This window comes from Streptomyces sp. DSM 120436 (assembly GCF_055778765.1).
This window is the reverse complement of record NZ_JBSKBS010000001.1, coordinates 2108261-2132712: the sequence shown is the minus strand read 5'-3', so window position 1 is coordinate 2132712 and position 24452 is coordinate 2108261. Positions and strand designations below refer to the sequence as shown.

Here is a 24452-nt window from a genome sequence, read left to right as displayed (position 1 = left end):
CGATCGGCCCGCTGTGGTGACGATCCGTGTGGTGGCGGCCGGAAGCGGTGACGGCTCTGCCCGGGGCACACCCACCGACCCCGCCGCGTTCGTCCTGGCACCGGCGTTCGGGCTCACGGTGACGGCCTCTCCGACGGAAGCGGACACACCGTCACCTCCGGCGCCGGAGGCTCGACCGTGCCCTGCCGACGGCCCGCGGCCGGAGACCGAGGGGGATGCACCGGAGTCGGCGAACGGACCGACGCCGGGAAGCGGACCAGTACCCGAGGACGAACTCGCGCCGCACGGCGAACCGGTGCCGGAGGCCGAGGCGAAGCGGGACGCCGAACGGGAATCGGCGGGCACGCGGGAGCCTGGAACCGGACCGGCGCGAGAAGCGGAACGGGGGTCGGGCGGTGGCCGGGAGACGAAAGGCGCGGCCGAGTCGGAGAGCGGGCCGACGTCGGTGGACGAACCGATGCCGGGGAGCGGACCGAAGCCGGAGGACGCACCCCGGACGGAAGGTGGACCTCAGCCGGAGGGCGCACCCCCGTCGGGAGGCGGACCGGAGCCGGAGAGCGGCCGGGAGCGGGAGAGCGGGCCGGTGTCGAAAGACGGACCGGAGTCGGCAGACGGGTCCAGGTCGCAGAGCGCAGCCGAGTCCGGGAGCGCAGCCGAGTCCGGGAGCGCACCCAAGTCCGGGAGCGCACCCGAGCCGGAAGACGGACCGATGCCGGAAGACGGACCGATGCCGGAAGACGGACCGATGCCGGAAGACGGACCGATGCCGGAGGACAGAGCCGAGCCGGAAAGCGGATGCGCGTCGGAAAGCGGATGCGCGTCGGAAGACGGACCGGGTTCGGCAGGCGGAGCCGAGCCGGAGGACGAGCCGGGGGCGCAGGACGAGCCGGGGTCGAAGGACGAGCCGGGGTCGAAGGACGAGCCGGGGTCGAAGGACGAGCCGGGGCCGAAGGACGAGCCGGGGCCGAAGGACGAGCCGGGGCCGAAGGACGAGCCGGGGCCGAAGGACGAGTCGGGTTCGAGCCGCGGCCGCTCGTCCGGCACCGGGTCACGGAGGCAGGGGCGGAGGGGGCCGTCCCGGGCGCGGGCGTTGTTGCCGGGGCGGGGTGGGCGACCGGCGGGCAGGGGCCGTGCGCCGGTGACCGCCCCCGCCCCGCGGGAGGCGTTTCCGTACCTGACGCCCGCTCAGGCCTTCGACGCGCTGTACGCGTACTGCGCGCCCGCCCTCGTCCGGCAGGCGTACCTGCTCACCGGGCGGCGCGACCTCGCGCACGAGTCCGTGGAGCGGGCCTTCCAGCGGGCGTGGGACCACTGGCCTGAGGTGGCGCGCGACCCGGACCCGGCCGGCTGGGTGCGCGCGGCCGCGCACGACTGGGCCCTCTCCCCCTGGCACGGCCTCCGCCGCCGCCACCGGCGCCCCGGGCCGCCGCCGCCCGAGGAGGAGGACCGCGCACTGCTGGACGCGCTGCTGATCCTGCCGCCGCCGTACCGCCGCACGCTCGTGCTGTACGACGGCGTCGGCCTGGACCTGCCCGAGACGGCGGCGGAGACGGAGGCCAGCACCCGGGCGGCGGCCGGGCGGCTGATGCACGCGCGGGAGGTCCTCGCGGAGCGGCTGCCGGAGCTGGCCGATCCGGGGGAACTGCACGACCGGCTGGCGGAGCTGGCGTCCACCGGACGGACGCGGGCGGCGGAGCCGGCGGCGGTGCGCGGCGGCGGTGAGCGCCGGGCACGTGGGTGGACGCGGACGGTGGTGGCCGTCACCGTCGTCCTGATCGGCAGCACGGCGATGACCCTGCACACGGCGCCCACGCACTACGTGCCGCCCGTGCCGCCGGGCGAGACGGTGCGGGGCGTGCCGCCCCGGGCGGCGCCCGGCCCGCTCTCGGACGAGCGGCGCGAGCTGCGCGCCCGGCTGCGCGAGGCCCTGCTCGACGGCCCCGAACGCCTGACGCCCCAGGCCCGCTGACCCCGCCGGACGGGGCGGGGGCGGCGCGCGAAGACGGGTGGGCCCGTCCCCGGCGCGGGGAACGGGCCCACCCGTACGATGCGCTGTCGCGCCGGCGGGTCAGCCGGCGAGGATGGCGCGCGCCAGCTTGGCGGTCTCGGTCGGCGTCTTGCCGACCTTGACGCCGGCGGCCTCGAGGGCCTCCTTCTTCGCCTGCGCGGTGCCGGAGGAACCGGAGACGATGGCGCCGGCGTGACCCATGGTCTTGCCCTCCGGCGCGGTGAAGCCCGCGACGTAGCCGACGACCGGCTTGGTCACGTTGTCCTTGATGAACGCCGCGGCACGCTCCTCGGCGTCACCGCCGATCTCACCGATCATCACGATGAGGTCGGTCTCGGGGTCGGCCTCGAACGCGGCGAGCGCGTCGATGTGCGTGGTGCCGATGATCGGGTCGCCACCGATGCCGACGGCGGTCGAGAAGCCGATGTCACGCAGCTCGTACATCATCTGGTACGTCAGCGTGCCGGACTTCGAGACCAGGCCGATGCGGCCCGGCTTGGTGATGTCGCCCGGGATGATGCCGACGTTCGACTGGCCCGGGGTGATGATGCCGGGGCAGTTCGGGCCGATGATCCGGGTCTTGTTGCCCTTCTTGCCGGCGTACGCCCAGAAGGCGGCCGTGTCGTGCACGGCGATGCCCTCGGTGATCACGACGGCCAGCGGGATCTCGGCGTCGATGGCCTCGACGACCGCGTCCTTGGTGAACTTCTCCGGCACGAAGATGACGGAGACGTTGGCGCCGGTCTTCTCGATGGCCTCCTTGACGGTCCCGAAGACGGGTACCTCGGTGCCGTCGAAGTCCACGGTCTGACCCGCCTTGCGCGGGTTCACGCCGCCCACGACGTTCGTGCCGTCACCGAGCATGAGCTTGGTGTGCTTCATGCCCGTGGCGCCGGTCATGCCCTGGACGATGACCTTGCTGTCCTTGTTGAGCCAGATAGCCATGGTGTGTTGGTGTCCTCGTCCTGAGTGCTTACTTGGCGGCGTGGGCCAGCTCGGCGGCCTTGTCGGCCGCGCCGTCCATGGTGTCGACGCGCTGCACCAGCGGGTGGTCGGCGTCGGTGAGGATCTGCCGGCCGAGCTCGGCGTTGTTGCCGTCGAGACGGACGACGAGCGGCTTCTCGACCTTCTCGCCGCGCTCCTCCAGCAGCTTCAGGGCCTGGACGATGCCGTTGGCGACCTCGTCGCAGGCGGTGATGCCGCCGAAGACGTTGACGAAGACGGACTTGACGTCCGGGTCGCCGAGGATGATCTCGAGGCCGTTGGCCATGACCTGGGCGGAGGCGCCACCGCCGATGTCCAGGAAGTTGGCCGGCTTGACGTTGCCGTGCTTCTCACCGGCGTACGCGACGACGTCCAGGGTGCTCATGACGAGACCCGCGCCGTTGCCGATGATGCCGACCTCGCCGTCGAGCTTGACGTAGTTGAGGTTCTTCTCCTTGGCGGCGGCCTCGAGCGGGTTCGCCGCGGCCTTGTCCTGGAGCTCCTCGTACTCGGGGTGACGGAACTCGGCGTTGTCGTCGAGCGACACCTTGCCGTCCAGGGCGATGACGTCACCGGAGGCGACCTTCGCCAGCGGGTTGACCTCGACGAGGAGGGCGTCCGACTTGATGAAGGTGTCCCACAGCTTGATCAGGACGTTCGCGACCTTGTCCGCGACCTCGGCCGGGAACTTGGCGGCCTCGACGATCTCGCGGGCCTTGGCCTCGTCCACACCGTCGATGGCGTCAATCGCGATCTTGGCGACGGCCTCCGGACGGGTGGCCGCCACCTCCTCGATCTCCACGCCGCCCTCGACGGACGCGATGGAGAGGAAGGTGCGGTTGGCACGGTCGAGGAGGAAGGAGACGTAGTACTCCTCCAGGATCTCCGGGGCCGTCTCGGCGATCATCACCTTGTGGACCGTGTGGCCCTTGATGTCCATGCCGAGGATGTCCGTCGCGCGGGCGACGGCCTCGTCCGGGGTCGCGGCGAGCTTGACGCCGCCGGCCTTGCCACGGCCGCCGACCTTCACCTGGGCCTTGACGACGGACTTGCCACCGAGACGCTCCGTGGCTGCGCGGGCCGCCTCAGGCGTGTCGATGACTTCACCGGCCAGCACCGGTACATCGTGCTTGGCGAAGAGGTCCCTCGCCTGGTACTCGAACAGGTCCACGCGCTTCCGTCCCTATCAGTGATCTCGCGGTTCGTTGGATGCGTGGGCGTGCCGCGAAGGGCAACGTGACGTCCGCTCTGTCACAAGGGAGGCGCACACGGTGTCCGAGCGCGCGGCATGTCCGTCTCGCAGGCTATCGCCGCACAGGGGGAGGTTCTAAATCGCGAGTCACACGTGAGCGGTGATACCTGTCACATGATGTCGCCTTCTCCGGCACGCCGTGCCGTGCGTGAGGGGCCTCACCGGGCTGGGGTCGGCCCGGTGAGGCCCTGCCGGACAACCCGGACGGGGGTGTGGCACGCCCGTGGTCCGGGTTGCGGGGCGGCCGGCCTCCCTTCCCCGATGAGGGCCGTCCGTCCCTACGCGAGGTCGCGGCCGGACGAACCGACGGCTTTCGGCTGTCCGGGGTCCTGATGCCTCGCGGAGTCCTTTGTTACCCGTGAGTCAGGAACGGGCTGCAGGCGGGTGCGCTCCGGAGCACATGGGGAGGGGTGGTTCATGGCGGTTCCGGCCGGGACGGGGGGTGTGTCCGTACGGGTGCCGCGCGCCTGTGCGGGAGGGCGTGCCGTACGGCCTGGGCGGGCGGGACGTGGACGTCCCGGCTGTGCTCCCGCGCCCCCCGGGGCTCGGCGCACGCCGTGGCGCCGGGCACGGGCCGGCGCACGGGCCGGTGACACACGGGAACGGCCCCGGTCTCGCACGCGGCGCCCGCGCGCCCGCAAGCCCCGCGTCGCCGACGGGCGCTCAGGTCCGTCTCAGCGCGGGGAGCCCGGTCCGGCCCCCGCGTCCGGTATCGGCAGCGGCCGCTTCTCGATCGCCGCCGCCATCACCTCCGGGAACAGATCGGGGGTGCAGGCGAACGCCGGCGCGCCCAGCGCCGCGAGGGCCGCCGCGTGCTCCCTGTCGTAGGCGGGCGCCCCTTCGTCGGACAGGGCGAGCAGCGTCACGAACTGCGCGCCCGACGCCTTGACGGCCGCCACCCGCTTGAGCATCTCGTCGCGTATCCCCCCTTCGTAGAGGTCGCTGATCAGCACGACGACCGTGTCGGCGGGGCGGGTGATGCGCGACTGGCAGTAGGCGAGCGCCCGGTTGATGTCCGTGCCGCCGCCGAGCCGGGTGGCGAAGAGCACGTCCACCGGGTCGTCGAGACGCTCGGTCAGGTCGGCCACCTCGGTGTCGAAGACGACGAGCCGGGTGGTCACCGCCCGCATGGACGCGAGGACCGCCCCGAACACCGAGGCGTACACGACCGACGACGCCATCGACCCGGACTGGTCCACGCAGAGCACGACCTCCTTCTTCACCGACCGCGAGGCGCGCCCGTAGCCGACGAGCCGCTCGGGCACGACCGTGCCGTGGTCGGGGAGGTAGTGCCGGAGGTTGGCCGCGACGGTGCGGTTCCAGTCGATGTCGTGGTGGCGGGGCCTGCGGACGCGGGCGCCGCGGTCGAGGGCGCCGGTGAGGGTGGCCCGGGTGCGGGTGGCGAGCCGCCGCTCCAGGTCCTCGACGACCTTGCGCACGACCTCCCGGGCCGTCTCCCGCGTCGTCTCCGGCATCGCCTTGGCGAGGGAGAGCAGCGTGCCGACGAGGTGCACGTCGGCCTCGACCGCCTCCAGCAGCTCCGGCTCCAGCAGCAGCGTGCCCAGGCCGAGCCGGTCGACGGCGTCGCGCTGCATGACCTGGACGACGGAGGTGGGGAAGTACGTGCGGATGTCCCCGAGCCAGCGCGCCACCGAGGGCGCCGACGCCCCGAGCCCTCCCGCCCGGTCGCGCCCCGCCCCGGGCGTGTCGTCCTTGCCGTAGAGGGCGGTGAGCGCGTCGTCGACCGCGGCGTCCCGTCCGGACAGCGCGTGTCCGGTGCCGTCGGCCGTGTCCCCGCCGAGCACGAGCCGCCACCGGCGCAGCCGCTCCCCCGCCGCGTCCTCCGTCATCGCCGCGCCTCCGCTCGTTCCCCGCGTGTCTCCTCGTCGGCGTCCGGCCCCAGCAGCAGCCGCAGCACCGGCAGGACGGCGTCCGCCCGCGCCGCGTCCAGACCCGGCCCGAAACCGGGCGCGCCGGCCGTGGCGGCGTCCGTGCGGCCGGATCCGCCCGGCCCGCGGCGCACCAGTTCCCCGAGCGTGCGCCGCACCCCCGGCTCGTAGGCGGAGAACGTCCGCCGCAGCAGCGGCAGCACATCGGTGAACGCCTCCGCCGGGACGGCCGTCAGCCACCGGTCGACCAGGCCGAACAGCCGCTCGTCGTGCACCAGGAGCAGCCCGCCGCCGGAGCCTCCGACGAACCCCTCGATCCACGCGGCCGCGTCCGCCGGGGGTGTGCCGGGCGACAGCACGAGCCCCATGAGCCGCGCCGCCTCGTCCTGCGCCAGTTCCCCCTCGTCCAGCAGCAGCCGCACGGCCCGGCCGCGCAGCACCCCCGGCACGGTGTCCCGCGCGGACAGCGTCCGCAGCACGGAGCGCCAGCGTGCGCGCAGTCTCCCGTCGCGCGCCGCGGGGGCGTCGCCGAGCAGGCCCAGCGCGCCGTGCACCGCGTCGACGTGGCGCCGCATCTCCTCGGCCGCGCCGGCGTCCAGGCCGGCGCAGGCGGGGGGCAGTCCGACGAAGACCCGCTCGGCGAGGCCCGCGGCGACGTCGGCGAGCGCGGCGGTGTCGGTGCCCCGGACGTCGCCGTAGCGCAGCGAGCGGACCAGGGCGGGGAGCGCCTGCGCCAGGTGGGCGACGTCGGTGTCGAGGGCCGCCCGGTCGGCGAGGACCCGCATCACCGTCGGCAGCGCCCCGGGCAGGGCGGCCAGCAGGCAGTGCTCCGCGAGGCCGGTGACGTCGGCGAGGCCGCGCGCGGCGACCGCGTCCGCCTCCGCCTTGGCGGTCGCGGCGGCGGGCACGGTCGTCCCCCACACTCCCGCCTCCGCCGTGCGCACGGCCAGCTCCGGCTCCCAGCGCAGCCGCCAGGTCTCCCGGAAGGTGCCGGTGCCGCCCCGCGAGGCGGCCGGCCGGCCCCAGGCGACGCCGAGGAGCCGCAGCCGGTGCAGCAGCCGGCTGCGGCCCGCGTCGGTCTCCTTGCGCAGGTCGAGGTCCAGCTCCCGCTCGGCCGCCTCCGGTTTCAGCCGCAGCCGGCGCTGCGTCCGCTCCAGGTCCCGCTGCAGCGGCACCGCGGGCACCGAATCCGGCACGTCCCCCAGCACGTCGCCGACGACCAGCCGGTCGTGCACCAGCGCCAGCGGCACGTCGGACCCCTCGCACATCACCGCCCGCACGGCGTCGGTGGCCTCGCCCAGGCCGGGCAGCGGCCGTCCGCGGAGCGCGGCGAGGGTCTCCGCGAGCCGCACCGCCTCGATGACGTGGCCGGGCGACACGGTCCGGTCCTCGGCCCGCAGCAGCCCCGCGACCTTGGTCAGCCACCGCTCGACCGGCCGGTCCGGGGCGGCGAACAGGTGCGCGTACCAGCCCGGGGAGTCGATGCCCGCACCGTAGCCGCCGGCCCGGGACAGCCTGCGGTGGGTCCAGGGCACCCAGGTCACGTCCGTCTTGACCCTCGGCAGGCCCTTGAGCAGCGCCCGGTCGGCGGTCACGCCCGTGCGCCGCCGCAGCGCCGGCACGTGCCAGGCCCCGCACACCACGGCCACGCCGTCCCCGGCCTCCCGCTGCGCCTCCCGGATCCGCAGCCGCATGTGGGCCTCCCGGATCAGGTCCCGCCGGTGCCCGCCGCTGCCGTACGTCTCCCGCAGGGCCGTCATGGCCTCCTCGAGGGCGGTGAACGGCGCGAGCGCGTCCCCCTCGCCCGCGCCCCGGTGTTCGACGACGTCCTCCCACCAGCGCTCGGCGTCGTCGTACCCGGCGGTGCCGGCGAGCACCCCCAGGGGATCGATCCGCACGTCGTCGTCCACGGCGCCCCGTTCCGCCCCGGCCTCCGCGCCGCCGTCCCGCTCGTCCTCGTCCCGTCCCCAGGCCAGGGTGTGACCGGCCGGCAGGTCGATGAAGCGGGCGGGCACGCCGTGCCGCAGGGCCCAGCGGAGCGCGACCCACTCCGGGGAGAAGGCGGCCAGCGGCCAGAACGCCGACCGGCCGGGCTCGTCCACGGCGTGGGCGAGCAGGGCGACCGGTGGACGCATGGCCTCGTCCGCGGCCAGCGGGACGAGCGGGTCGGCCTCGGGCGGGCCCTCGATCAGCACGACGCGCGGCCGGACCGCCTCCAGCGCGGCCCGCACGGCCCGCGCCGACCCGGGGCCGTGGTGCCGCACCCCGAGCAGCAGCGGCTGCCCGGCGGCCGGTGCCCGGCCGCCGTTCACGCGCCGGCCTCGCGGCAGGCCCGGTAGAAGTCCGACCAGCCGTCGCGCTCGCGGACGACGGTCTCCAGGTACTCCTGCCAGGCGACACGGTCCGCCGCCGGGTCGCGGACGACAGCACCGAGAACGCCCGCGGCGACGTCGCCGGCCCGCAGCACGCCGTCGCCGAAGTGGGCGGCGAGCGCCAGTCCGCCCGTGACGACGGAGATCGCCTCGGCGGTCGACAGCGTGCCGCTGGGTGACTTCAGCTTCGTCCGGCCGTCGGTGGTCACCCCGTCGCGCAGTTCGCGGAAGACGGTGACGACCCGGCGGATCTCGTCGATGCCCTCGGGCGCCTCCGGCAGGTCCAGCGACCGGCCGATCTGCCGCACGCGGCGCGTGACGATGTCGACCTCCGCCTCCGGAGTCTCCGGCAGCGGCAGCACCACCGTGTTGAACCTGCGGCGCAGGGCGCTGGACAGCTCGTTGACCCCGCGGTCGCGGTCATTGGCCGTGGCGATCAGGTTGAAGCCGCGGACCGCCTGCACCTCCTGCCCGAGCTCCGGTATCGGCAGGGTCTTCTCGGACAGGATCGTGATCAGGGAGTCCTGGACGTCGGCCGGGATCCGGGTCAGCTCCTCGACGCGGGCCGTCCTGCCCTCCGCCATGGCCCGCATCACGGGGCTGGGGACGAGGGCGTCGCGGCTGGGGCCGTGAGCCAGCAGCCGGGCGTAGTTCCAGCCGTAGCGGATGGCCTCCTCCGGGGTGCCGGCCGTGCCCTGCACCAGCAGGGTGGAGTCGCCGCTGACGGCGGCGGCCAGGTGCTCGGAGACCCAGGTCTTGGCCGTTCCGGGCACGCCGAGCAGCAGCAGGGCGCGGTCGGTGGCGAGGGTGGTCACCGCGACCTCCACGACCCGGCGCGGGCCCACGTACTTGGGGGTGATCACCGTGCCGTCCGGCAGCGTGCCGCCGAGCAGGTAGGTGGCGACGGCCCAGGGCGACAGGCGCCAGCGGGCCGGACGCGGGCGGTCGTCCTGGGCGGCCAGCGCGGCCAGTTCGTCCGCGAAGGCGTCCTCGGCGTGCGGACGCAGGGTGTCCGCTCCCGCGAGCCCGGTGTCGGCGGGCGCGGAGCCGTCGCGCCGCGGGTCGACGGACGTCGGTTCTGCGGACACAGACATGGCTGGGTCCCCCCTCCAGCTCGGCCGGTTCGGATCTGTCACCCACCGTGCACCACGCCACTGACAATCGGCCCCGACCTGCGCATACATCCACCGCACCCCGACTGTCAGTGGCGGGACCTACGGTCGACGGCATGACTGATCAGGGGGTGCGCCGGACCGTCGGCCAGGGTCCGGCACAGGCGTCCGACGCCACGTCGGACGGGCGGTGCGAGTCCGTGTCCGGCGGGGCGGACGAGTCTCCGCCCGACGGGAGTGGCGAGTCCGTGTCCGGCGGGGCGGGGGCCGGACTCGCCGCGTCCGCCTCGCCGGTGTCCCCGGCGGTGCGGGCGCGGGCGGAGCGCCGGGCCGAGCGGATCACGGCGGGCGTGACCGAGCTGGAGCGGCGTCTGGCGGATCTGCTGCGCGGCGGCCTGGTGCCGGCCGTGCAGTCCGGCCCCGCCCTGTGGGAGGAGACCGCGGCCCGCATGGTCGACGCGCAGGCCCAGGGACTGGCCAACCGCGTGCGGGAGTTGGGGGAGCTCGCGGCCGTCGGGGCGGACGCTCCCGTACGGCTGCTGGAGGAGTGCGCGCTGCTCCATCTCCTCGCCCGGGCCTGGCTGCGCCGGGAGCGGTTGCCGGAGCCGCTGGCCGCGACGGTCCGTTCCCGCGTCGGCCTGACCGCGTCGCCGGTCGGTCCCGCGATCCGCGACGACTGGCTCGTCCTGGCCCGGTACGACACCTCCGACAGCCGCCTGACCACCCGTCGCACATGGCTGTACGGCGCGGCGTCCGGGCGCACGGCGCTGCTCCTCTCCTACGGGCCGGCCGGCCGCGTCCCCGGCCTCGCGCTGCCGGCGGGGCTGGCCGTCGACGCGGAGCTGACCGCGTATCCGGGCGCCGGGCAGCCGCGGATGGCGCTGACCGAGCAGTTCGCGCCGCCCGCGCCGACGACGGTGCGCCCGCCGGGCACGACGACGTCCGGGGCGCTCGCCCGCTACGGCGCCGCGCTGCGCGACGACCCGTGGCGGGAGTCGGTCCCGGTGACGCTGGACGGTGTCGTGCCGGTCCCGGACGGTGACGGCTGGCAGCTGGCGGACGCCGACGAGGACCACGCCCTGCCGATCGGCGCGGCGGCCCGGTCCCGCCCGGGGCTGTGGCGCCTGGTCGCCCTGTCCGGTGGCGCTCCGGTCCGGGTCTTCGGCGAGTGCGGCCCGCGGGGTTTCACTCCCCTGGCGGCCTGGCCGCGGGGCCGTGGAGAGGCGGTCCCCCTGTGCTGACCGGCCCCGTCGGCCCCTCCACCCCCACCGGACCCGGCGGCCCCATGCATCTTTCGGACATCGCTGGACACTCGGTGCGCGTGAGTCTTCGACCGCACCGGGACGCCCGTCGGAAAGGAAGCTCATGAGCAGGACGACCGCCCCCGTGGCCGCGTCCCTCCCGGACCACTGGGAGGAGCTGGTGACCGCGGCTCTGCTGGGCACCGACCGGCGCACCCCGCCGGGCCTGGCGCCCGGCCCGCGGGCGCCGTCGGCCCTGCTCGACGCGGCCGCCGCGGCGACCGTGCGGCGCCGGGCGGGGCTGCGCCCCGCGCGGCCCGCCGAGCGGCTCCGTCCGGCCCCCGCGGACCCGCGCCGTCCGCTGCCGCCCGCCGCCGCGCGCCGGCTGGCGTCGTTGCTCGCCGACCGCCCCGGCGCCTCCGGCGGCGGCCGCCGGGGCGCGGCGCCGGATCTGAGGGAGCTGCTGCCGCAGTGGCTCCAGGCGGCGAACGCCCACGGCTACGCGGCACCCCCGCAGGCGCTGCCCGCCCTGCTCGACGCCGCGCGGGGCCGCACCGACCTGCGCCCGGCGGCGCTGCGGTTCGCGGGCCCGCGTGCGCTGTGGCTGGCCCGGCTCAACCCGGACTGGCGGTTCGCCCTGCGCGCGGCTTCCGGTGGCGGCCCCTCGGCGCCCGACGTCCGTGACCCGCAGGGCGTACGACGGCTCTGGCGGGAGGGCCTCTTCGCCGAGCGGGTCACCCTGCTCACCGCCCTGCGCTCCCGCGACCCGTCCGCCGCGCGCGCCCTGCTGGAGGAGACCTGGGCGACCGAGCGGGCCGAGGACCGGCTGATGTTCCTGGACTCCCTGCGCGCCGGCCTCGGCCCGGACGACGAGGCGTTCCTGGAGAGCGCCCTGGCCGACCGCAGCCGCAACGTACGGGCGACGGCGGCGGAGTTGCTGTCGGCGCTGCCCGCGTCCGCGCTGGCCGCGCGGATGGCGGTGCGCGCCGCCGCGTGCGTGGCCGTGGACCGCACCCGTGACGTGCCGACGGTCGTCGTGGAGGCGCCGGCCGAGTGCGACGCGGCGATGGAGCGCGACGGCGTGATGGCCAAGGCGCCCGCCGGACGCGGCGAACGGTCGTGGTGGCTGGGCCAGTTGGTGGAGTCGGCGCCCCTCGGCACCTGGTCGCGGCGGCTCGGCGGGCGTACCCCTCAGGAGATCGTGGCGCTGCCGGTCGCGGACGGCTGGCGGGACGAACTGCACGCGGCCTGGTGCCGGGCGGCGGTACGGCAGCGGGACGCGGCCTGGTCCCGGGCGCTGCTCGGGGAGCCCTCCGCGCCGGAGGCGGGCGGCCCGGGGGCGGTGTCCCTGGCCGAGCGCGCCAGGCTGCTGGCCACCCTGGACGCCGGCGAACGGGCGGCGTGGGTGGCCGGGTTCATCGAGACGCACGGCCTGTCCGAGGCGTTCCAGCTGCTCGGGGTGTGTGCGGTGCCCTGGGCCCCGCCGCTCGGGCGGGCCGTGGTCGACGCGCTCGACATCGCGCGGGACGCAGGGAGTTATCCATGGAGTTTCAGCGGAGTCATGGGCCTGGCCGAGCGCTGTCTCGACCCGTCCGAGGCGAGTCGTCTGGACGCGCTGCTGGCGACACCGGACGAGCCGGAGGACGCGGCGCCCGGCGCCGGGGGCTACTGGTCCGAGGCGTTCCAGCGCCTGGTGACCACGTTGCGCCTGCGCGGCGCGATGCTGGCCGAACTGGCTCCGGAGGAGCCGGCTCCCTGACCGGACCGGCCGGCCTCGTCATGCCACGGCCCGCCGTCCGCACCGGGCGGGGCGGCTCCCCTGCCGGCGGACGCCCGCAGCACCGGCCTCCGGAGACCGGCGTCCCGCCGCCCGCCGCCACACCGATGGCAGCGGCTCTCACGCCGCCGGCACCGGCCCCCGCGGCTCTCCCGGCGCCGGCCCCCGTGCCCGTCACGGACCCGGCACCGACCGCCCCGGCGCCCTCGGCACTTCTCACCGAGGCCGATGCACCCGCCCCGGCGGTGCGCCCCCGGCCGGTCACCGCGACGGCCGGGTTCCTACGCCTCCGCCGGCTGGCGCACGTTCTCCCGCACCCAGTCCACGATGGACGCCGTGGTCGCACCCGGCGTGAAGATCTCCGCGACGCCCTTCTCCTTCAGCGGAGGGATGTCCGCCTCCGGGATGATGCCGCCGCCGAAGACGAGGATGTCCTCCGCGTCCCGCTCCTTCAGCAGGTCGATGACGGCGGCGAACAGCGTGTTGTGCGCGCCCGAGAGGATGGACAGGCCGATCGCGTCGGCGTCCTCCTGGATCGCGGTGTCGACGATCTGCTCGGGGGTCTGGTGGAGCCCGGTGTAGATCACCTCCATACCGGCGTCGCGCAGGGCCCGCGCGATGACCTTGGCCCCGCGATCGTGGCCGTCGAGCCCCGGCTTGGCCACCACCACGCGGATCGGACCGGCTGCCACACCCATCACTGCCTCCATGAAGCGACTACATCCATCCGTATCGACCAGTACCGCACACAGCGCACGGACACCCCGGCCCGAACCGGCCGTGGAAGTGAACGAACGTTATCCCCAGCATCCCGCAACCGGCAGTTTCACGGTGCGCAGGGAGGGGGAAATCACACGGTGGGACACGTCCGTCGCGCAGCGTTTCCCGGGCCCGGCCCGGGACCGGGTGCCCGTGCGACACAGGGACACCAGTGGGAACATGCGCATAAGGGATGCGCCTCGAGGTCGACCCGCCACCGCGCACCGTCCACGCGTCACCGGCGCGCACCGTCGACCGTTCTCGGAGCGCCGTTCCACGAGGGCACACGGGGGACGAGGCGGTCCCCTCGCGTGCCGACAGGAGGTCGGCCATGAAGGTCACCCAGGCAGCTCTTCCGTTCCTGCCCCTCTGCCGGCGCCTCCTGCCGGCCCGGCTGGCGGATCTCTCCGTGAGCCTGTTGAAGGCGACCGCCCTGGAGCTGGCGATCCTGGCGGGTCACGCCCTCCTGTATCCCGCCGGCATCGTCCAGGAGCGGCGCGGGCCCGACCGTTCCGCGCTGCCCGCCCCGGAGGGGACGGCGCGGCTGCCGGCGGAGGCCAGGCCGCCGGTCGTGCTGCTGCACGGCTTCATCGACAACCGGTCGGTCTTCGTCCTGCTGCGCCGCAGCCTGGCGCAGCACGGCCGGCAGCCGATCGAGTCGCTCAACTACTCTCCGCTGACGTGCGACATCCGCACGGCGGCCGAGCTGTTCGGCCGTCATGTCGAGCAGGTCTGCGAGCGCACGGGCAGCGACCGGGTGGACGTGGTGGGGCACAGCCTGGGCGGGCTGATCGCGCGGTACTACGTGCAGCGGCTGGGCGGTGACCGCAGGGTGCGGACGCTGGTCACGCTCGGCACCCCGCACTCCGGCACCCGCGTGGCGCCGCTGGCCAACGCCCACCCGATCGTGCGGCAGATGCGTCCGGGCTCCCCGGTGCTGGAGGAGCTGGCCCAGCCCGCCCCCGGCTGCCGTACGCACTTCGTGGCGTTCTGGAGCGACCTCGACCACATCATGGATCCGCTGGAGGCTGCGTGCATCGAGCACCCGGACCTGAGCGCGGTCAACGTGCGGGTGAGCGGTGTGGGGCACCTGGCGCTGCCCGTGCACCCGGCGGTGGCGACGGGCATCCGGCAGGCGCTGGACACGGCGCACCCGGGTGAACCGTCCGGTGGACGGGCGAACGGCCTGACGGTGGCCTGAGGCGCGGGGCGCACGACACGCCCGATGCCCTCCCTCCGGGGGGAGCGATCCTTCACGCCCACAAGCGAACAACATCGGTCGGAGACGGCCGACTTGCCGACGGCCGCGCGCCACAATTTCGAACGGCTGTCGAACAAAGAGCCAAGACCTCGCCCGCCGACCGCCAAAACCGAACCGAATGCCCGTTTCCTGCGGCCGCGAAACCTGGGGAAGATTGTCGCGCCCGCATACCGCCGGGTACAGTCGCCGCACTGCTCTGCCAGCCCCTGTTGTCGAGGCGAAAGAGAAGTTGGTGAACGACCGTCACCCGTCGGGGACCATGACCCCGGCCGCGGCTTCCGATGACGCCTCGGCGCCCTATGCGCCGTACGGCAGCCAGGAGGCCCCGTACGGCGACGTCACCTCGTACGGCGGCTACGACGCCACGTACTACGGCACCGGCGCCTTCGCCGCCGACCCCCTCTTCGGGAACATGCCGGGCGACGACCCCGCGCAGGCCTCCTGCACCACCGGCCACTGGCAGGTGGGCACGCAGGACACCGGGCACTACGACGCCTACGCGTTCCAGCAGGCCGCGTACGACACCGGCGGGCACGACGCGACCGCCTGGACCACCGGCCCGCAGCCGATGGCGGTGATCCCCCCGCAGGGCGGATCCCCCGAGACCGGCCAGTGGGACGCGAACGCCTGGCTCCAGCCCGACCGGGCCGAGCAGCCGGCGGACTCGACACAGCAGTGGGACTGGGGCACGCAGACCTTCGACAGCGGCGTCTACGACGCCACCCAGTGGAACTCCGACGGTGGCGAGACCCCCGCGCACACGTCCGCTCCCGACGCCGATGCCTACGACGCCGACGCCTACGACACGGAGACGTACCCGCCGGAGCAGTACGGCGGGGAGCAGTACGGCGGGGAGCCGTACGAGCAGGGGAACGCCGCGCAGGAGTCCTACGACCAGGACGCTCACGACCAGCCGTACGCGCAGGACGCGTACCGCGGGGAGCCCGGCCCGGACGAACGCGGGGCCGGTGAACCGGCCGACACCGGCGAACTGCCCGCCGTCTCCCTGCTCGACGGGCAGGAGGAGGTCGTCCCCGCTCCGCGCGCCTCCCGTTCCGCGTCCCGCTCCCGCCGCCGCACCCCGCCCAAGCGCTCCGCGCTGCTGACCGTCGCCGTGCCCTCCGCCTGCGTGATGGGGGTGGCCGGCATCGCCGCCGCCTCGGTGGGCGATCTGGGCGAGGAAGGCGGCCCGGACGCCCGGACGACCGCCGCGGACGCCCAGCCGGTCCAGCCCTCCGTCGCCAACGGCAAGCTGGACACCCAGCTCGAGAGCCTCGCCGCCGGCGCCGACGACTTCGCCGACCGGGCCAGCCGCGCCCAGGGCCGCATCGACCTCGAGGCCGAGCAGGAGCTCGAGCGCAAGCGGGCGGCCCAGGAGGCGGCCCGCTTGGAGCGGCTCCGCCCGAAGTTCGCGCTCCCGGTGGCGCAGCACGGACTCAGCGCCTACTACGGCCAGTCCGGCATCAACTGGATGTCCCTCCACACCGGCATCGACTTCCCCGTCTCGTACGGCACGCCCGTGCTGGCCGCGACCGACGGCACGGTGCGCACCCAGTACAACTCCGCCTACGGCAACATGATGATCGTGACGGCGATGGACGGCACGGAGACGTGGTACTGCCACCTCTCCACCTATCAGGTGCCCTCCGGTTCGACCGTCAAAGCCGGCGACCAGATCGCGTTCTCCGGGAACTCGGGCAACTCGACCGGCCCGCACCTGCACTTCGAGGTGCGCCCCGGCGGCGGCTCGTCGATCGACCCGCTCGCCTGGTTCCGCAGCCACGGCCTCGAGCCGACGTAGCACTCGGGTCCGTCGCGGCGCTCGACCCGTACCCGCACGCGCCCCGTCGTGGCCCCGGAGCGTGCTCCGGCCCCACGACGGGTCCCGCCTCGACGGCTAGAGCTTCTCCACCGGCGCGTACCGCAGCAGCAGGCGCTTGGGCTTGCCGCCCCCGAAGTCGATCGTCGCCTCCGCGTTCGCCCCCGTGCCCTTCACCGCGACGACCGTGCCCAGGCCGAACTGGTCGTGCGTGACCCGGTCCCCGGCCGCCAGCGCCACCACGGGCTTCTCCGACGTGCGCCGGGTGGCGAAGCCGGACGCGCCCGACGCGGACGAGCGGGAACGGGAGGACGACAGCGACGCCGCCACCCCGGACGCGGGTCCGGAGGACACCGGCGCGCTCGCCCCGGTCCGCTTCCACTTCACATGCGTGGAAGGGATCTCCTCCAGGAACCGCGAGGGCGGGTTGTACGACGGCTGGCCCCAGGCGCTGCGCATCGTCGACCGGGTGAGGTAGAGCCGCTCCCGGGCGCGCGTGATGCCGACGTACGCCAGGCGGCGCTCCTCCTCCAGCTCCTTGGTCTGGCCGAGGGCGCGCATGTGCGGGAAGACGCCGTCCTCCATGCCGGTGAGGAAGACGACCGGGAACTCCAGGCCCTTGGCGGTGTGCAGGGTCATCAGCGTGATGACGCCGTCGCCGTCCTCCTCGTCGGGGATCTGGTCGGAGTCGGCGACCAGGGCGACCTGCTCGAGGAAGTCGGCCAGCGTGCCGGTCTCGCCCTCACCGCGCTCCTGCTCGAACTCCAGGGCGACGGCCGCGAGTTCCTGGAGGTTCTCGATGCGGGTCTCGTCCTGCGGGTCGGTGGAGGCCTGCAGCTCGGCGAGGTAGCCGGTGCGCTCCAGGATGGCCTCCAGGACCGTCGCCGGTCCGGCTCCCGACTCGACGACCGTGCGCAGGTCCTCCATCAGCGTGTTGAACCGCTTGACCGCGTTCACCGACCGGGCGGCCATGCCGTACGCCTCGTCGACGCGGCGCAGCGCCTGCGGGAAGCTGATCCTCTCCCGCTGGGCGAGCGCGTCGATCATGGCCTCGGCACGGTCGCCGATGCCCCGCTTGGGGACGTTGAGGATGCGGCGCAGCGGCACCGAGTCCTCGGGGTTGGCCAGCACCCGCAGGTAGGCCAGGACGTCCCGGACCTCCTTGCGCTCGTAGAAGCGCACGCCGCCGACGACCTTGTAGGGCAGGCCGACGCGGATGAAGATCTCCTCGAAGACACGGGACTGGGCGTTGGTGCGGTAGAAGACGGCGACGTCGCCCGCCCTGGCCTCGCCCGTGTCCGTGAGGCGGTCTATCTCGTCGGCGACGAACTGGGCCTCGTCGTGCTCGGTGTCGGCGACGTAGCCGGTGATGAGCGCGCCGGCGCCGGCGTTGGTCCACAGGTTCTTCGGACGGCGGGACTCGTTGCGCTCGATGACGGCGTTGGCGGCGGACAGGATCGTCTGCGTGGAACGGTAGTTCTGCTCCAGCAGGATCGTCGTCGCGTCCGGGTAGTCCTCCTCGAACTGGAGGATGTTGCGGATCGTCGCGCCGCGGAAGGCGTAGATGGACTGGTCGGCGTCGCCCACCACGCACAGCTCGGCGGGCGGCACCTCGGCCTCCGGCCGCGCGTCGGCGGGACGTCCGTCGGCGCCTCCGACCAGTTCGCGCACCAGGGCGTACTGGGCGTGGTTGGTGTCCTGGTACTCGTCGACCATGACGTGCCGGAAGCGGCGGCGGTAGTGCTCGGCGACGTCGGGGAAGGCGCGGAGCAGGTTGACCGTGGTCATGATCAGGTCGTCGAAGTCCAGCGCGTTCGCCTCGCGCAGGCGGGACTGGTAGAGCGCGTAGGCCTGGGCGAGGGTCTTCTCGAATCCGTCGCTCGCCCGGGCGGCGAAGTCCTCCTCGTCGATCAGCTCGTTCTTCAGGTTGCTGATCTTCGCGCTGAAGGACTTCGGCGGGAAGCGCTTGGGATCGAGGTCCAGGTCCCGGCAGACCAGGGCCATCAGGCGCTTGGAGTCGGCGGCGTCGTAGATCGAGAAGGACGACGTGAAGCCGAGCTTCTTGGACTCGCGGCGCAGGATGCGGACGCACGCGCTGTGGAAGGTCATGACCCACATGGCGTTCGCCCGGGGGCCGACGAGCTGCTCGACGCGCTCCTTCATCTCGCCCGCGGCCTTGTTGGTGAAGGTGATCGCGAGGATCTGGCCCGGGTGGACGTTCCGCTCGGCGAGCAGGTGGGCGATGCGGTGGGTGAGCACACGGGTCTTGCCGGACCCGGCTCCGGCCACGATGAGCAGGGGGGAGCCGGAGTGCACGACCGCGGCGCGCTGGTTGTCGTTCAGCCCTTCCAGCAGTGCGGCGGGGTCGAGCACCGGGCGGGGGGCGCCGTCGCGGTAGTAACCTCCCACGCTCTCGTCCCCGCTCGAACCGGAGGCCCCCCATCGCTCCGGGGGCACGTCGAACTTCCCGCCGAACAGGTCGTCCGGAAGGGGTTCCGGCGCGTGCTCGTCCTCGGGTGGCGGCGGGGGCTCGTCCTCCGGGCCGCGCTGGGCCTGGAGGTCCGCCAGGAAGCTGTCGTCAAAGAGGCTGCTCATCGCTCTCCGAGTCTAGGCCGCTCCGCCGACAACCCGGGGCCGCCCCGGAAACATCCGCGGTCCCCCCGGGGAAGTCGCGGCGGGCACCCTCCACGGTCACCGCCTCACCCTGCGTGACACCGCGGACAAGGTCACGAAAATGTATCGGGCATATCACCCGTCAACCTTCACAAGCGCCACACCCGTTGGCTACGGTGCGGTCCGGGCCGCTCGTCCCCCGCCGGCGAACCTCGCCGGGCCGCGCGGCCCCGCCGAGTCCGTCACTGTCCGCCGTGACAGCCGGAGCCGGGGACCCACCGAGACATGGGGTGAATCGGCCCACTCCGCCCGGAGCGGCCGCAGGGCAACCCTTCCGACCCACCCGCCCGGACCCTCCCCCCGCGCCCGAACGGCCTGGGGGCGCCCCCACCGCCACCCCGGTAGGCGGAGCACTGGAAGGAGTCGCCTCCCTTGGCGTCGCACCGCAAGTCGCGCACCCCTGGCACGCTCGTGGCAGGCATACGCACCCCGGCCCTGGCCACGGCCGCGCTCACCTCCGTGGCCCTGCTCTCCCAGACCGCCCACGCCGCTCCCACGGATGACGACCGGCCGAGCCTGGAGGAGGTCCAGAAGAAGGTCGACGACCTCTACCGGCAGGCCGAGGCGGCGACCGAGAAGTACAACGCGGCCAAGGAGAAGACCACCGAGCAGCGCACGCGCGTCGACACCCTCCTCGACGACGTGGCGAAGCGCGCACAGAAGCTGAACGAGGCGCGCGCGGAGCTGGGCTCCTACGCCGCCGCCCAGTACCGCACCGGCGCCGGCATGCCCGACACGGCGATGTTCCTGCTCGCGAAGACCCCGCAGGACGTCTTCGACCAGCGTCAGGTGCTGGACCGGATGACCGGCCGCCAGAAGGCGGCGGTCGACGACTACGTCACCCAGCAGTCCGCGACGATGAAGAAGCGCCAGGAGGCCGCCGAGAGCCTCCGGACGCTCACCGAGACGCAGGGCGACCTGAAGACGGCGAAGGCGACCGTCCAGAAGAAGCTCGCCGACGCGCGCGAACTGCTGTCACAACTGACCGCCGAGGAGAAGGCGCGGCTCGCCGCGATCGAGAAGCGCAAGCAGGACGAGGCCGCCCGCAAGGCGGCGGAACTGGCCCGGCAGCAGGCGGAGCAGGAGAGGGCCCGTGAGGAGGCCGTGCGGCAGGGCGGCGGCGCCTCGGAGGGCTCCGGGTCCACCGGCTCGACCGGCTCGACCGATGCCCCGCCGGCCGGCTCCTCGTACACCACCAAGGCCGAGAAGGCCCTCGCCTTCGCCCGCGCGCAGATCGGCAAGCCGTACGTCTGGGGCGCCACCGGTCCCGGCTCCTACGACTGCTCCGGGCTCACCCAGGCCGCCTGGAAGGCCGCCGGAGTCTCCCTCCCGCGCACCACCTACGACCAGGTGGACGCCGGCACCACCGTCCCGGTCTCCCAGGCCCTCCCCGGCGACCTGGTCTTCTTCTACGACGACGTCACCCACGTGGGCATCTACATCGGCAACGGCATGATGATCCACGCCCCCAAGCCGGGCACGTACGTCCGCGAGGAGTCCGTCTACTACGACGGCGAGTCCTCGATCCACAGCGTCGTCCGCCCGGCCTGACGGGCGCCCTGCGGAGCGCCGGCACGAAAACCGCCGACCGGGCCGGTGACGGCTCGGCCGGCGGTCGACGGCGGGGCCCGGCGGGCCGGGGCGGAGGGCCGGCCGGGGCGGAGCGCTCAGGTCCAGAGGACCGCGATGAAGATGTTCGCCACGGTCAGCAGGCCGACCAGGCCGAAGACCCCCTTGTCCACCTTCTCCTCGTCCCGCTTCACGTAGACGAGGCCGAGGATCACGATCAGCACGGCGAGCTTCACGCCGATCTTGATGTGGTCGACGGAGTAGTCCTGGGCCTCGTTGAGACCCACCAGCGCGATACCGGTGACCAGCATCGTCAGCGCGCCGTGCAGCATCGCGGGGACGAAGCGGGCGGTGCCCGCGCCCATCGCCTTCATCTGGGTGAGGAAGCCGCCGAGCAGCGCCGCGATGCCGATGATGTGCAGACCGACGAAGAGGTGGATGAGTACGTCCATGAGGCCGGAGCCTAGCCACGGGCGTCCTCCGGCATTCCGCCGCCCTCGCCCTCCCCGCCTTCACCCCATCGGCCATCACCCTGCGTGAAGACGAAGCGTCGTGCGCGGCACGACAGTCACTTACGGTCATCTGCCGGTCGGGGCAGGAGCAGCGGCCGGACACCACCGCCAGGCAGACGCCCGGCCCCGGCGGGCGCCACCGTCGTCCTCGGCTGAGCGGCTACGGATGCAGGGCTGTATCCCGGTGGTAGTTGGCCGGATTCCGGTGGTCGCGGGCGGCGCGTACGGCTTCGCGGGCGAGGGCGGCAGCGGGGACCGGTACCTGGCGTACGGCGTGGCGCACGGCGCCCTGCGTGCCGTGGCCCGGCGCGGCGGTACGACAGCCCTGGCACAGGCCGCCGACGAAGGCGGCCGGGCGGCCCGGGACGCCGCACTCGGTGCACTCCGGCATGAGACGGCCGAGGAGACGGGGTTCGGGGGCGTCGGGCCGCGCGGACGGCAGGGGCACGGGGGGCAGTTTGTCCCGCAGGCGGCGGGCGACGAACCCACGCGGGGAGTGAACGTCGTCGGGCAGGCCGGCCGTGAGGGCCTTCATCAGGGAGACGGGATCGGCCCCTCGTTCGAACCAGGGCACGGCCAGGTCGGTGAGGGCGTGGCAGTCGGCGTCGGAGAGGGCGAGGCGGGGCTCGACACGGCCGAGACGGGCGAGGGCGCGGTAGGCGGTGACGCGGTGCGTGTCGGGGGTGGTGGGCACGGGCGCGGGCGCGGGCTCACTCGGTGGGGTGACCTCGGGTGTGTCACCGGCTGGCGTCGTGGCCTCCACGGTGGGGTCGCCGCCCAGAAAGCGGGCCCACCAGGAGCTGTCCCGCGCGGTGCCGGACCAGAACGTGCGGAACACCCAGCGCGTGCCGCCGTCACCGGTCGTGGCGAGACCCCGGACGCGGTGGAGATGCCCGGCGCGGGAGAGGAGGTTGAGCGCGCTGCGGACGGCTTGCTGGCCGTAGAGGGGGAGCGCCTTGGCGAGGCTCTTGACGTCCATCGCGGCACCCTCGGGGAGCCGGTGCACGTAGGCGGCGATGTAGGCCTCGCGGGCGGGGAGGTGCGAGAAGTCGAGGGGCGCGGAGGCTGCGCCGGGTTCGGCGGGGACGGTGCGTTTCCCGTAACCGGGATTGGCCATGGGATGAGCTGCGGGTGCGGGCAGGGCGGCGTTAGAGTCTTCGTAAGCCACGAGATCGTTCCTAGGGTTTGCGATCTTGGGGTCAGACCCCGGCGAGTGCTGCGAACACTCGACCGGGGTTGTTTGTTGCTGCGCACGCTAGAGGGCGGCGACGGCGCGTCGCAACCTGATCACGAATAGTCATCCCGGCTGGCAGAGCGGCCGGTTGCCGCCGGGAGGGTGGGTGGTGGGATCAAACCCCACCACCCATTCCTCACAAACGCCGCTCGGATCCCGAGGCTCGCCCCTCGAAGCTCAAGCGCCGGTACGGGCGTACGCGACGAATGCCGTCCAGGCGCCCCCGGCGACGGCGAACCGAGGGCTCCGGGACCCGAGCTTCGAGTCCCGGACGTGGACGGTATGGGGGCAGGGGGCTACTTCGAGGCATGCCCCGCCTTGGCTGTCGCTGTGGCTGGACTTGCGCCAGTCCAGGGCTACTTCGAGACAGTTGCCGCCCTCGGTGCCGCTGTACGTGGACTTGAACCACCGCAGGTCCGTGTTCATTGCTCCTCCGCCACCTTGCCGATGAATCGCGCGGACTCCGAAAGACTCAACGCCAGCCGAAGGATCATCGCATGGCGCTGCGTGGCGATACTGACGCGATCGGGATCCGAGTACAGGACGCCGGCCGTTTGTCCCTCCTCATACCCAACATGCTCGTGCTCCGGGGTCTCAAGCAAGACGAGCGGCCCGTTGAGACCGGGATGCGCACCGACGATGGGGAGCACTTGCACTGTGACGTTCCGCTGTTCTGCCACCGTCAACAGGTGGAGAAGCTGGCGACAGTGCACTTCGGCTCCTCCGACCTTGTTGCGCAGCGCAGACTCGCCGATCACGAAGCTGAAGGACCTGGTCTGCTTCGTCAGTAGCTCCTGCCGCTTGAGTCGCGCCGCCACGCGCTCTTCAACGGTCTCGTCATCGAGCGGCGGCCAGTGGGCCTTGAGCAACGACCGAGCCGTCTCCTCGGTTTGCAGAAGCCCAGGGATGAGCAGCGGCTCATAGGTGCTGAGCGAGATGGCCTCTGACTCATACCGAATGAAATCCTGCGAGAAAGCAGGAAACGGCTCCGGCTTCAGGTACTCCTGTGCCGCAACGAGCTTCCCGCCCGCCCCACACAGCTGGTCCGCGATCTGCAGGAACCGCAACGTGGGCCGACGGCGGCCGTTCTCCATCGACTTGACGTACTCGTAGTCGTACCCGGCCTCTTTGGCCAGCGCGTCCCGGCTGACACCGGCCTCCGCCCGCCACATCTTGATCTGGCTGCCGCAGTACCGCCACGCGATCGGCGGCTGGGAGTTCACGTCGGTCGCCATACACACCCCCGCAGGTCCACGCAGGGTACGGACACGCACCGTACCCACTCCGTCACTCGCGACGCTACGTGCGAGCCGGGACGGTGTTCTCGCCAACCGCGAAACATCAGCGCAAGGGATGAACAGGCACATGCAGACCCCGCGGCTTCCGCTGCCCACGACCGCCCCGAAGGACATCGAGTGGCGTCTCCCCCGTCACGCCCGCAGCGCCGGCCGCGCACGCGCCCTGTTCCGCGAGCAGGCGGCGTCCTGGAGCATCCCTCAGGACGTGACGGACACGGCGGAACTCCTTCTGAGCGAGCTGGTGGCCAACGCCCACCGCCACGCGAAGACCCCGGCCGGCCGCGAGATCCGGGCCCGCTGCGCCCTCACCGACGACCGCCTCCGCATCACGGTCACGGACGCCGACGACACGCTCCCGACGCCGAGTGCGGCTTGCCCGGACGACGAGTCGGGCCGAGGTCTCGCACTGGTGGCAGCCCTGGCGGCTGACTGGGGCGCACAGAGGAGGGGGTGCGGCATCGGTAAGGAAGTGTGGTTCGAGGTGGCCCTTGAGCCAGCCGACTTGTAGCCGATGCGACACGCACCCTGCAATAAGTCGTCAACCAGCCCGGCCTTCACCTCAGCCAGCCTCCCGGACCTGTGGGCGCCCCTTCGGGCAGACATGGAGCCGCTCCGTCTCGACCCGCCGGTCGCCCAGCTCGAAACCGGACGGCCAGCGGACTCCGTCCTCCAGGCGGATACGCCTACCGGAC

18 protein-coding genes are annotated in these 24452 nt (G+C 73.5%); 7 read left to right on the top strand and 11 right to left on the bottom strand.

Annotation, left to right across the window (positions count from 1 at the left end; translation table 11 throughout):
* The first annotated feature begins 709 nt into the window (after nucleotides 1–709).
* A complete protein-coding gene (locus tag ACWH4W_RS09840; protein ID WP_473077456.1) occupies nucleotides 710–1969 on the top strand; it encodes an RNA polymerase sigma factor in 1260 nt (419 codons plus the stop codon).
* Between the two features lie 99 nt (nucleotides 1970–2068).
* Here the strand turns inward: ACWH4W_RS09840 and sucD are convergent, their stop codons facing one another.
* The 5 genes from sucD to ACWH4W_RS09815 all read right to left on the bottom strand — a co-directional run bounded on the left by sucD (nucleotide 2069) and on the right by ACWH4W_RS09815 (nucleotide 9599).
* Nucleotides 2069–2953, bottom strand: coding sequence for a succinate--CoA ligase subunit alpha (gene sucD / locus ACWH4W_RS09835; RefSeq protein ID WP_473075385.1), 885 nt, complete (start codon nucleotides 2951–2953; stop codon nucleotides 2069–2071).
* Between the two features lie 28 nt (nucleotides 2954–2981).
* Entirely contained in the window at nucleotides 2982–4163 is a 1182-nt protein-coding gene (gene sucC, locus ACWH4W_RS09830) for an ADP-forming succinate--CoA ligase subunit beta (protein WP_473075384.1), read from the bottom strand.
* A 755-nt stretch (nucleotides 4164–4918) separates the two neighbouring features.
* Complete coding sequence (locus tag ACWH4W_RS09825; RefSeq protein ID WP_473075383.1) at nucleotides 4919–6094, bottom strand: VWA domain-containing protein; 1176 nt, start codon at nucleotides 6092–6094, stop codon at nucleotides 4919–4921.
* Nucleotides 6091–8445, bottom strand: a complete 2355-nt coding sequence (locus ACWH4W_RS09820) for a DUF5682 family protein (protein ID WP_473075382.1) — start codon at nucleotides 8443–8445, stop codon at nucleotides 6091–6093. The genes ACWH4W_RS09825 and ACWH4W_RS09820 overlap by 4 nt, the downstream gene beginning before the upstream one ends.
* Nucleotides 8442–9599: an ATP-binding protein gene (locus ACWH4W_RS09815; RefSeq protein WP_290009908.1), complete on the bottom strand. Its 1158-nt coding sequence runs from the start codon at nucleotides 9597–9599 to the stop codon at nucleotides 8442–8444. Before ACWH4W_RS09815 ends, ACWH4W_RS09820 begins: the two co-directional genes overlap by 4 nt.
* A 134-nt stretch (nucleotides 9600–9733) precedes the next feature.
* On the opposite strand from ACWH4W_RS09815, the gene ACWH4W_RS09810 reads away from it, so the two are divergent.
* Both ACWH4W_RS09810 and ACWH4W_RS09805 read left to right on the top strand, forming a co-directional pair.
* The gene (locus ACWH4W_RS09810; RefSeq protein WP_473075381.1) at nucleotides 9734–10858 is read left to right on the top strand and encodes a hypothetical protein; all 1125 of its coding nucleotides are present in this window, start codon (nucleotides 9734–9736) and stop codon (nucleotides 10856–10858) included.
* Nucleotides 10859–10982: 124 nt separating this feature from the next.
* Nucleotides 10983–12617, top strand: a complete 1635-nt coding sequence (locus ACWH4W_RS09805) for a DUF5691 domain-containing protein (RefSeq protein WP_473075380.1) — start codon at nucleotides 10983–10985, stop codon at nucleotides 12615–12617.
* Between the two features lie 299 nt (nucleotides 12618–12916).
* Here ACWH4W_RS09805 and ACWH4W_RS09800 read toward each other — a convergent pair whose 3' ends face one another.
* Nucleotides 12917–13333: a coenzyme B12-dependent isobutyryl CoA mutase small subunit gene (locus ACWH4W_RS09800; RefSeq protein ID WP_106412827.1), complete on the bottom strand. Its 417-nt coding sequence runs from the start codon at nucleotides 13331–13333 to the stop codon at nucleotides 12917–12919.
* Nucleotides 13334–13725: 392 nt separating this feature from the next.
* On the opposite strand from ACWH4W_RS09800, the gene ACWH4W_RS09795 reads away from it, so the two are divergent.
* Both ACWH4W_RS09795 and ACWH4W_RS09790 read left to right on the top strand, forming a co-directional pair.
* On the top strand, nucleotides 13726–14595 hold the full coding sequence (locus ACWH4W_RS09795; RefSeq protein WP_473075379.1) for an esterase/lipase family protein: 870 nt from the start codon (nucleotides 13726–13728) through the stop codon (nucleotides 14593–14595).
* 292 nt (nucleotides 14596–14887) lie between these two features.
* Nucleotides 14888–16456 (top strand): M23 family metallopeptidase, encoded by a 1569-nt coding sequence (locus ACWH4W_RS09790; RefSeq protein WP_473075378.1) that lies wholly within the window; start codon nucleotides 14888–14890, stop codon nucleotides 16454–16456.
* A gap of 96 nt (nucleotides 16457–16552) precedes the next feature.
* Here the strand turns inward: ACWH4W_RS09790 and pcrA are convergent, their stop codons facing one another.
* Complete coding sequence (pcrA, locus tag ACWH4W_RS09785; RefSeq protein ID WP_473075377.1) at nucleotides 16553–19069, bottom strand: DNA helicase PcrA; 2517 nt, start codon at nucleotides 19067–19069, stop codon at nucleotides 16553–16555.
* A gap of 450 nt (nucleotides 19070–19519) precedes the next feature.
* Here pcrA and ACWH4W_RS09780 point away from each other — a divergent pair, with 450 nt between their 5' ends.
* Nucleotides 19520–20698 (top strand): C40 family peptidase, encoded by a 1179-nt coding sequence (locus tag ACWH4W_RS09780; RefSeq protein WP_473075376.1) that lies wholly within the window; start codon nucleotides 19520–19522, stop codon nucleotides 20696–20698.
* A gap of 116 nt (nucleotides 20699–20814) precedes the next feature.
* Here ACWH4W_RS09780 and ACWH4W_RS09775 read toward each other — a convergent pair whose 3' ends face one another.
* The 4 genes from ACWH4W_RS09775 to ACWH4W_RS09760 form a co-directional block, all read right to left on the bottom strand.
* Complete coding sequence (locus ACWH4W_RS09775; RefSeq protein ID WP_473075375.1) at nucleotides 20815–21168, bottom strand: hypothetical protein; 354 nt, start codon at nucleotides 21166–21168, stop codon at nucleotides 20815–20817.
* A gap of 220 nt (nucleotides 21169–21388) precedes the next feature.
* The gene (locus ACWH4W_RS09770; RefSeq protein ID WP_473075374.1) at nucleotides 21389–22345 is read right to left on the bottom strand and encodes a MarR family transcriptional regulator; all 957 of its coding nucleotides are present in this window, start codon (nucleotides 22343–22345) and stop codon (nucleotides 21389–21391) included.
* A 294-nt stretch (nucleotides 22346–22639) separates the two neighbouring features.
* Nucleotides 22640–22888 (bottom strand): DUF397 domain-containing protein, encoded by a 249-nt coding sequence (locus tag ACWH4W_RS09765; RefSeq protein WP_473075373.1) that lies wholly within the window; start codon nucleotides 22886–22888, stop codon nucleotides 22640–22642.
* Nucleotides 22885–23697 carry a helix-turn-helix domain-containing protein gene (locus tag ACWH4W_RS09760; protein ID WP_473075372.1) on the bottom strand — a complete coding sequence of 271 codons (813 nt, stop codon included), beginning with the start codon at nucleotides 23695–23697 and terminating at the stop codon, nucleotides 22885–22887. The genes ACWH4W_RS09765 and ACWH4W_RS09760 overlap by 4 nt, the downstream gene beginning before the upstream one ends.
* Nucleotides 23698–23827: 130 nt before the next feature.
* Between ACWH4W_RS09760 and ACWH4W_RS09755 the strand changes: the two genes are divergently transcribed.
* A complete protein-coding gene (locus ACWH4W_RS09755; protein ID WP_473075371.1) occupies nucleotides 23828–24268 on the top strand; it encodes an ATP-binding protein in 441 nt (146 codons plus the stop codon).
* Nucleotides 24269–24452 lie beyond the last annotated feature (184 nt).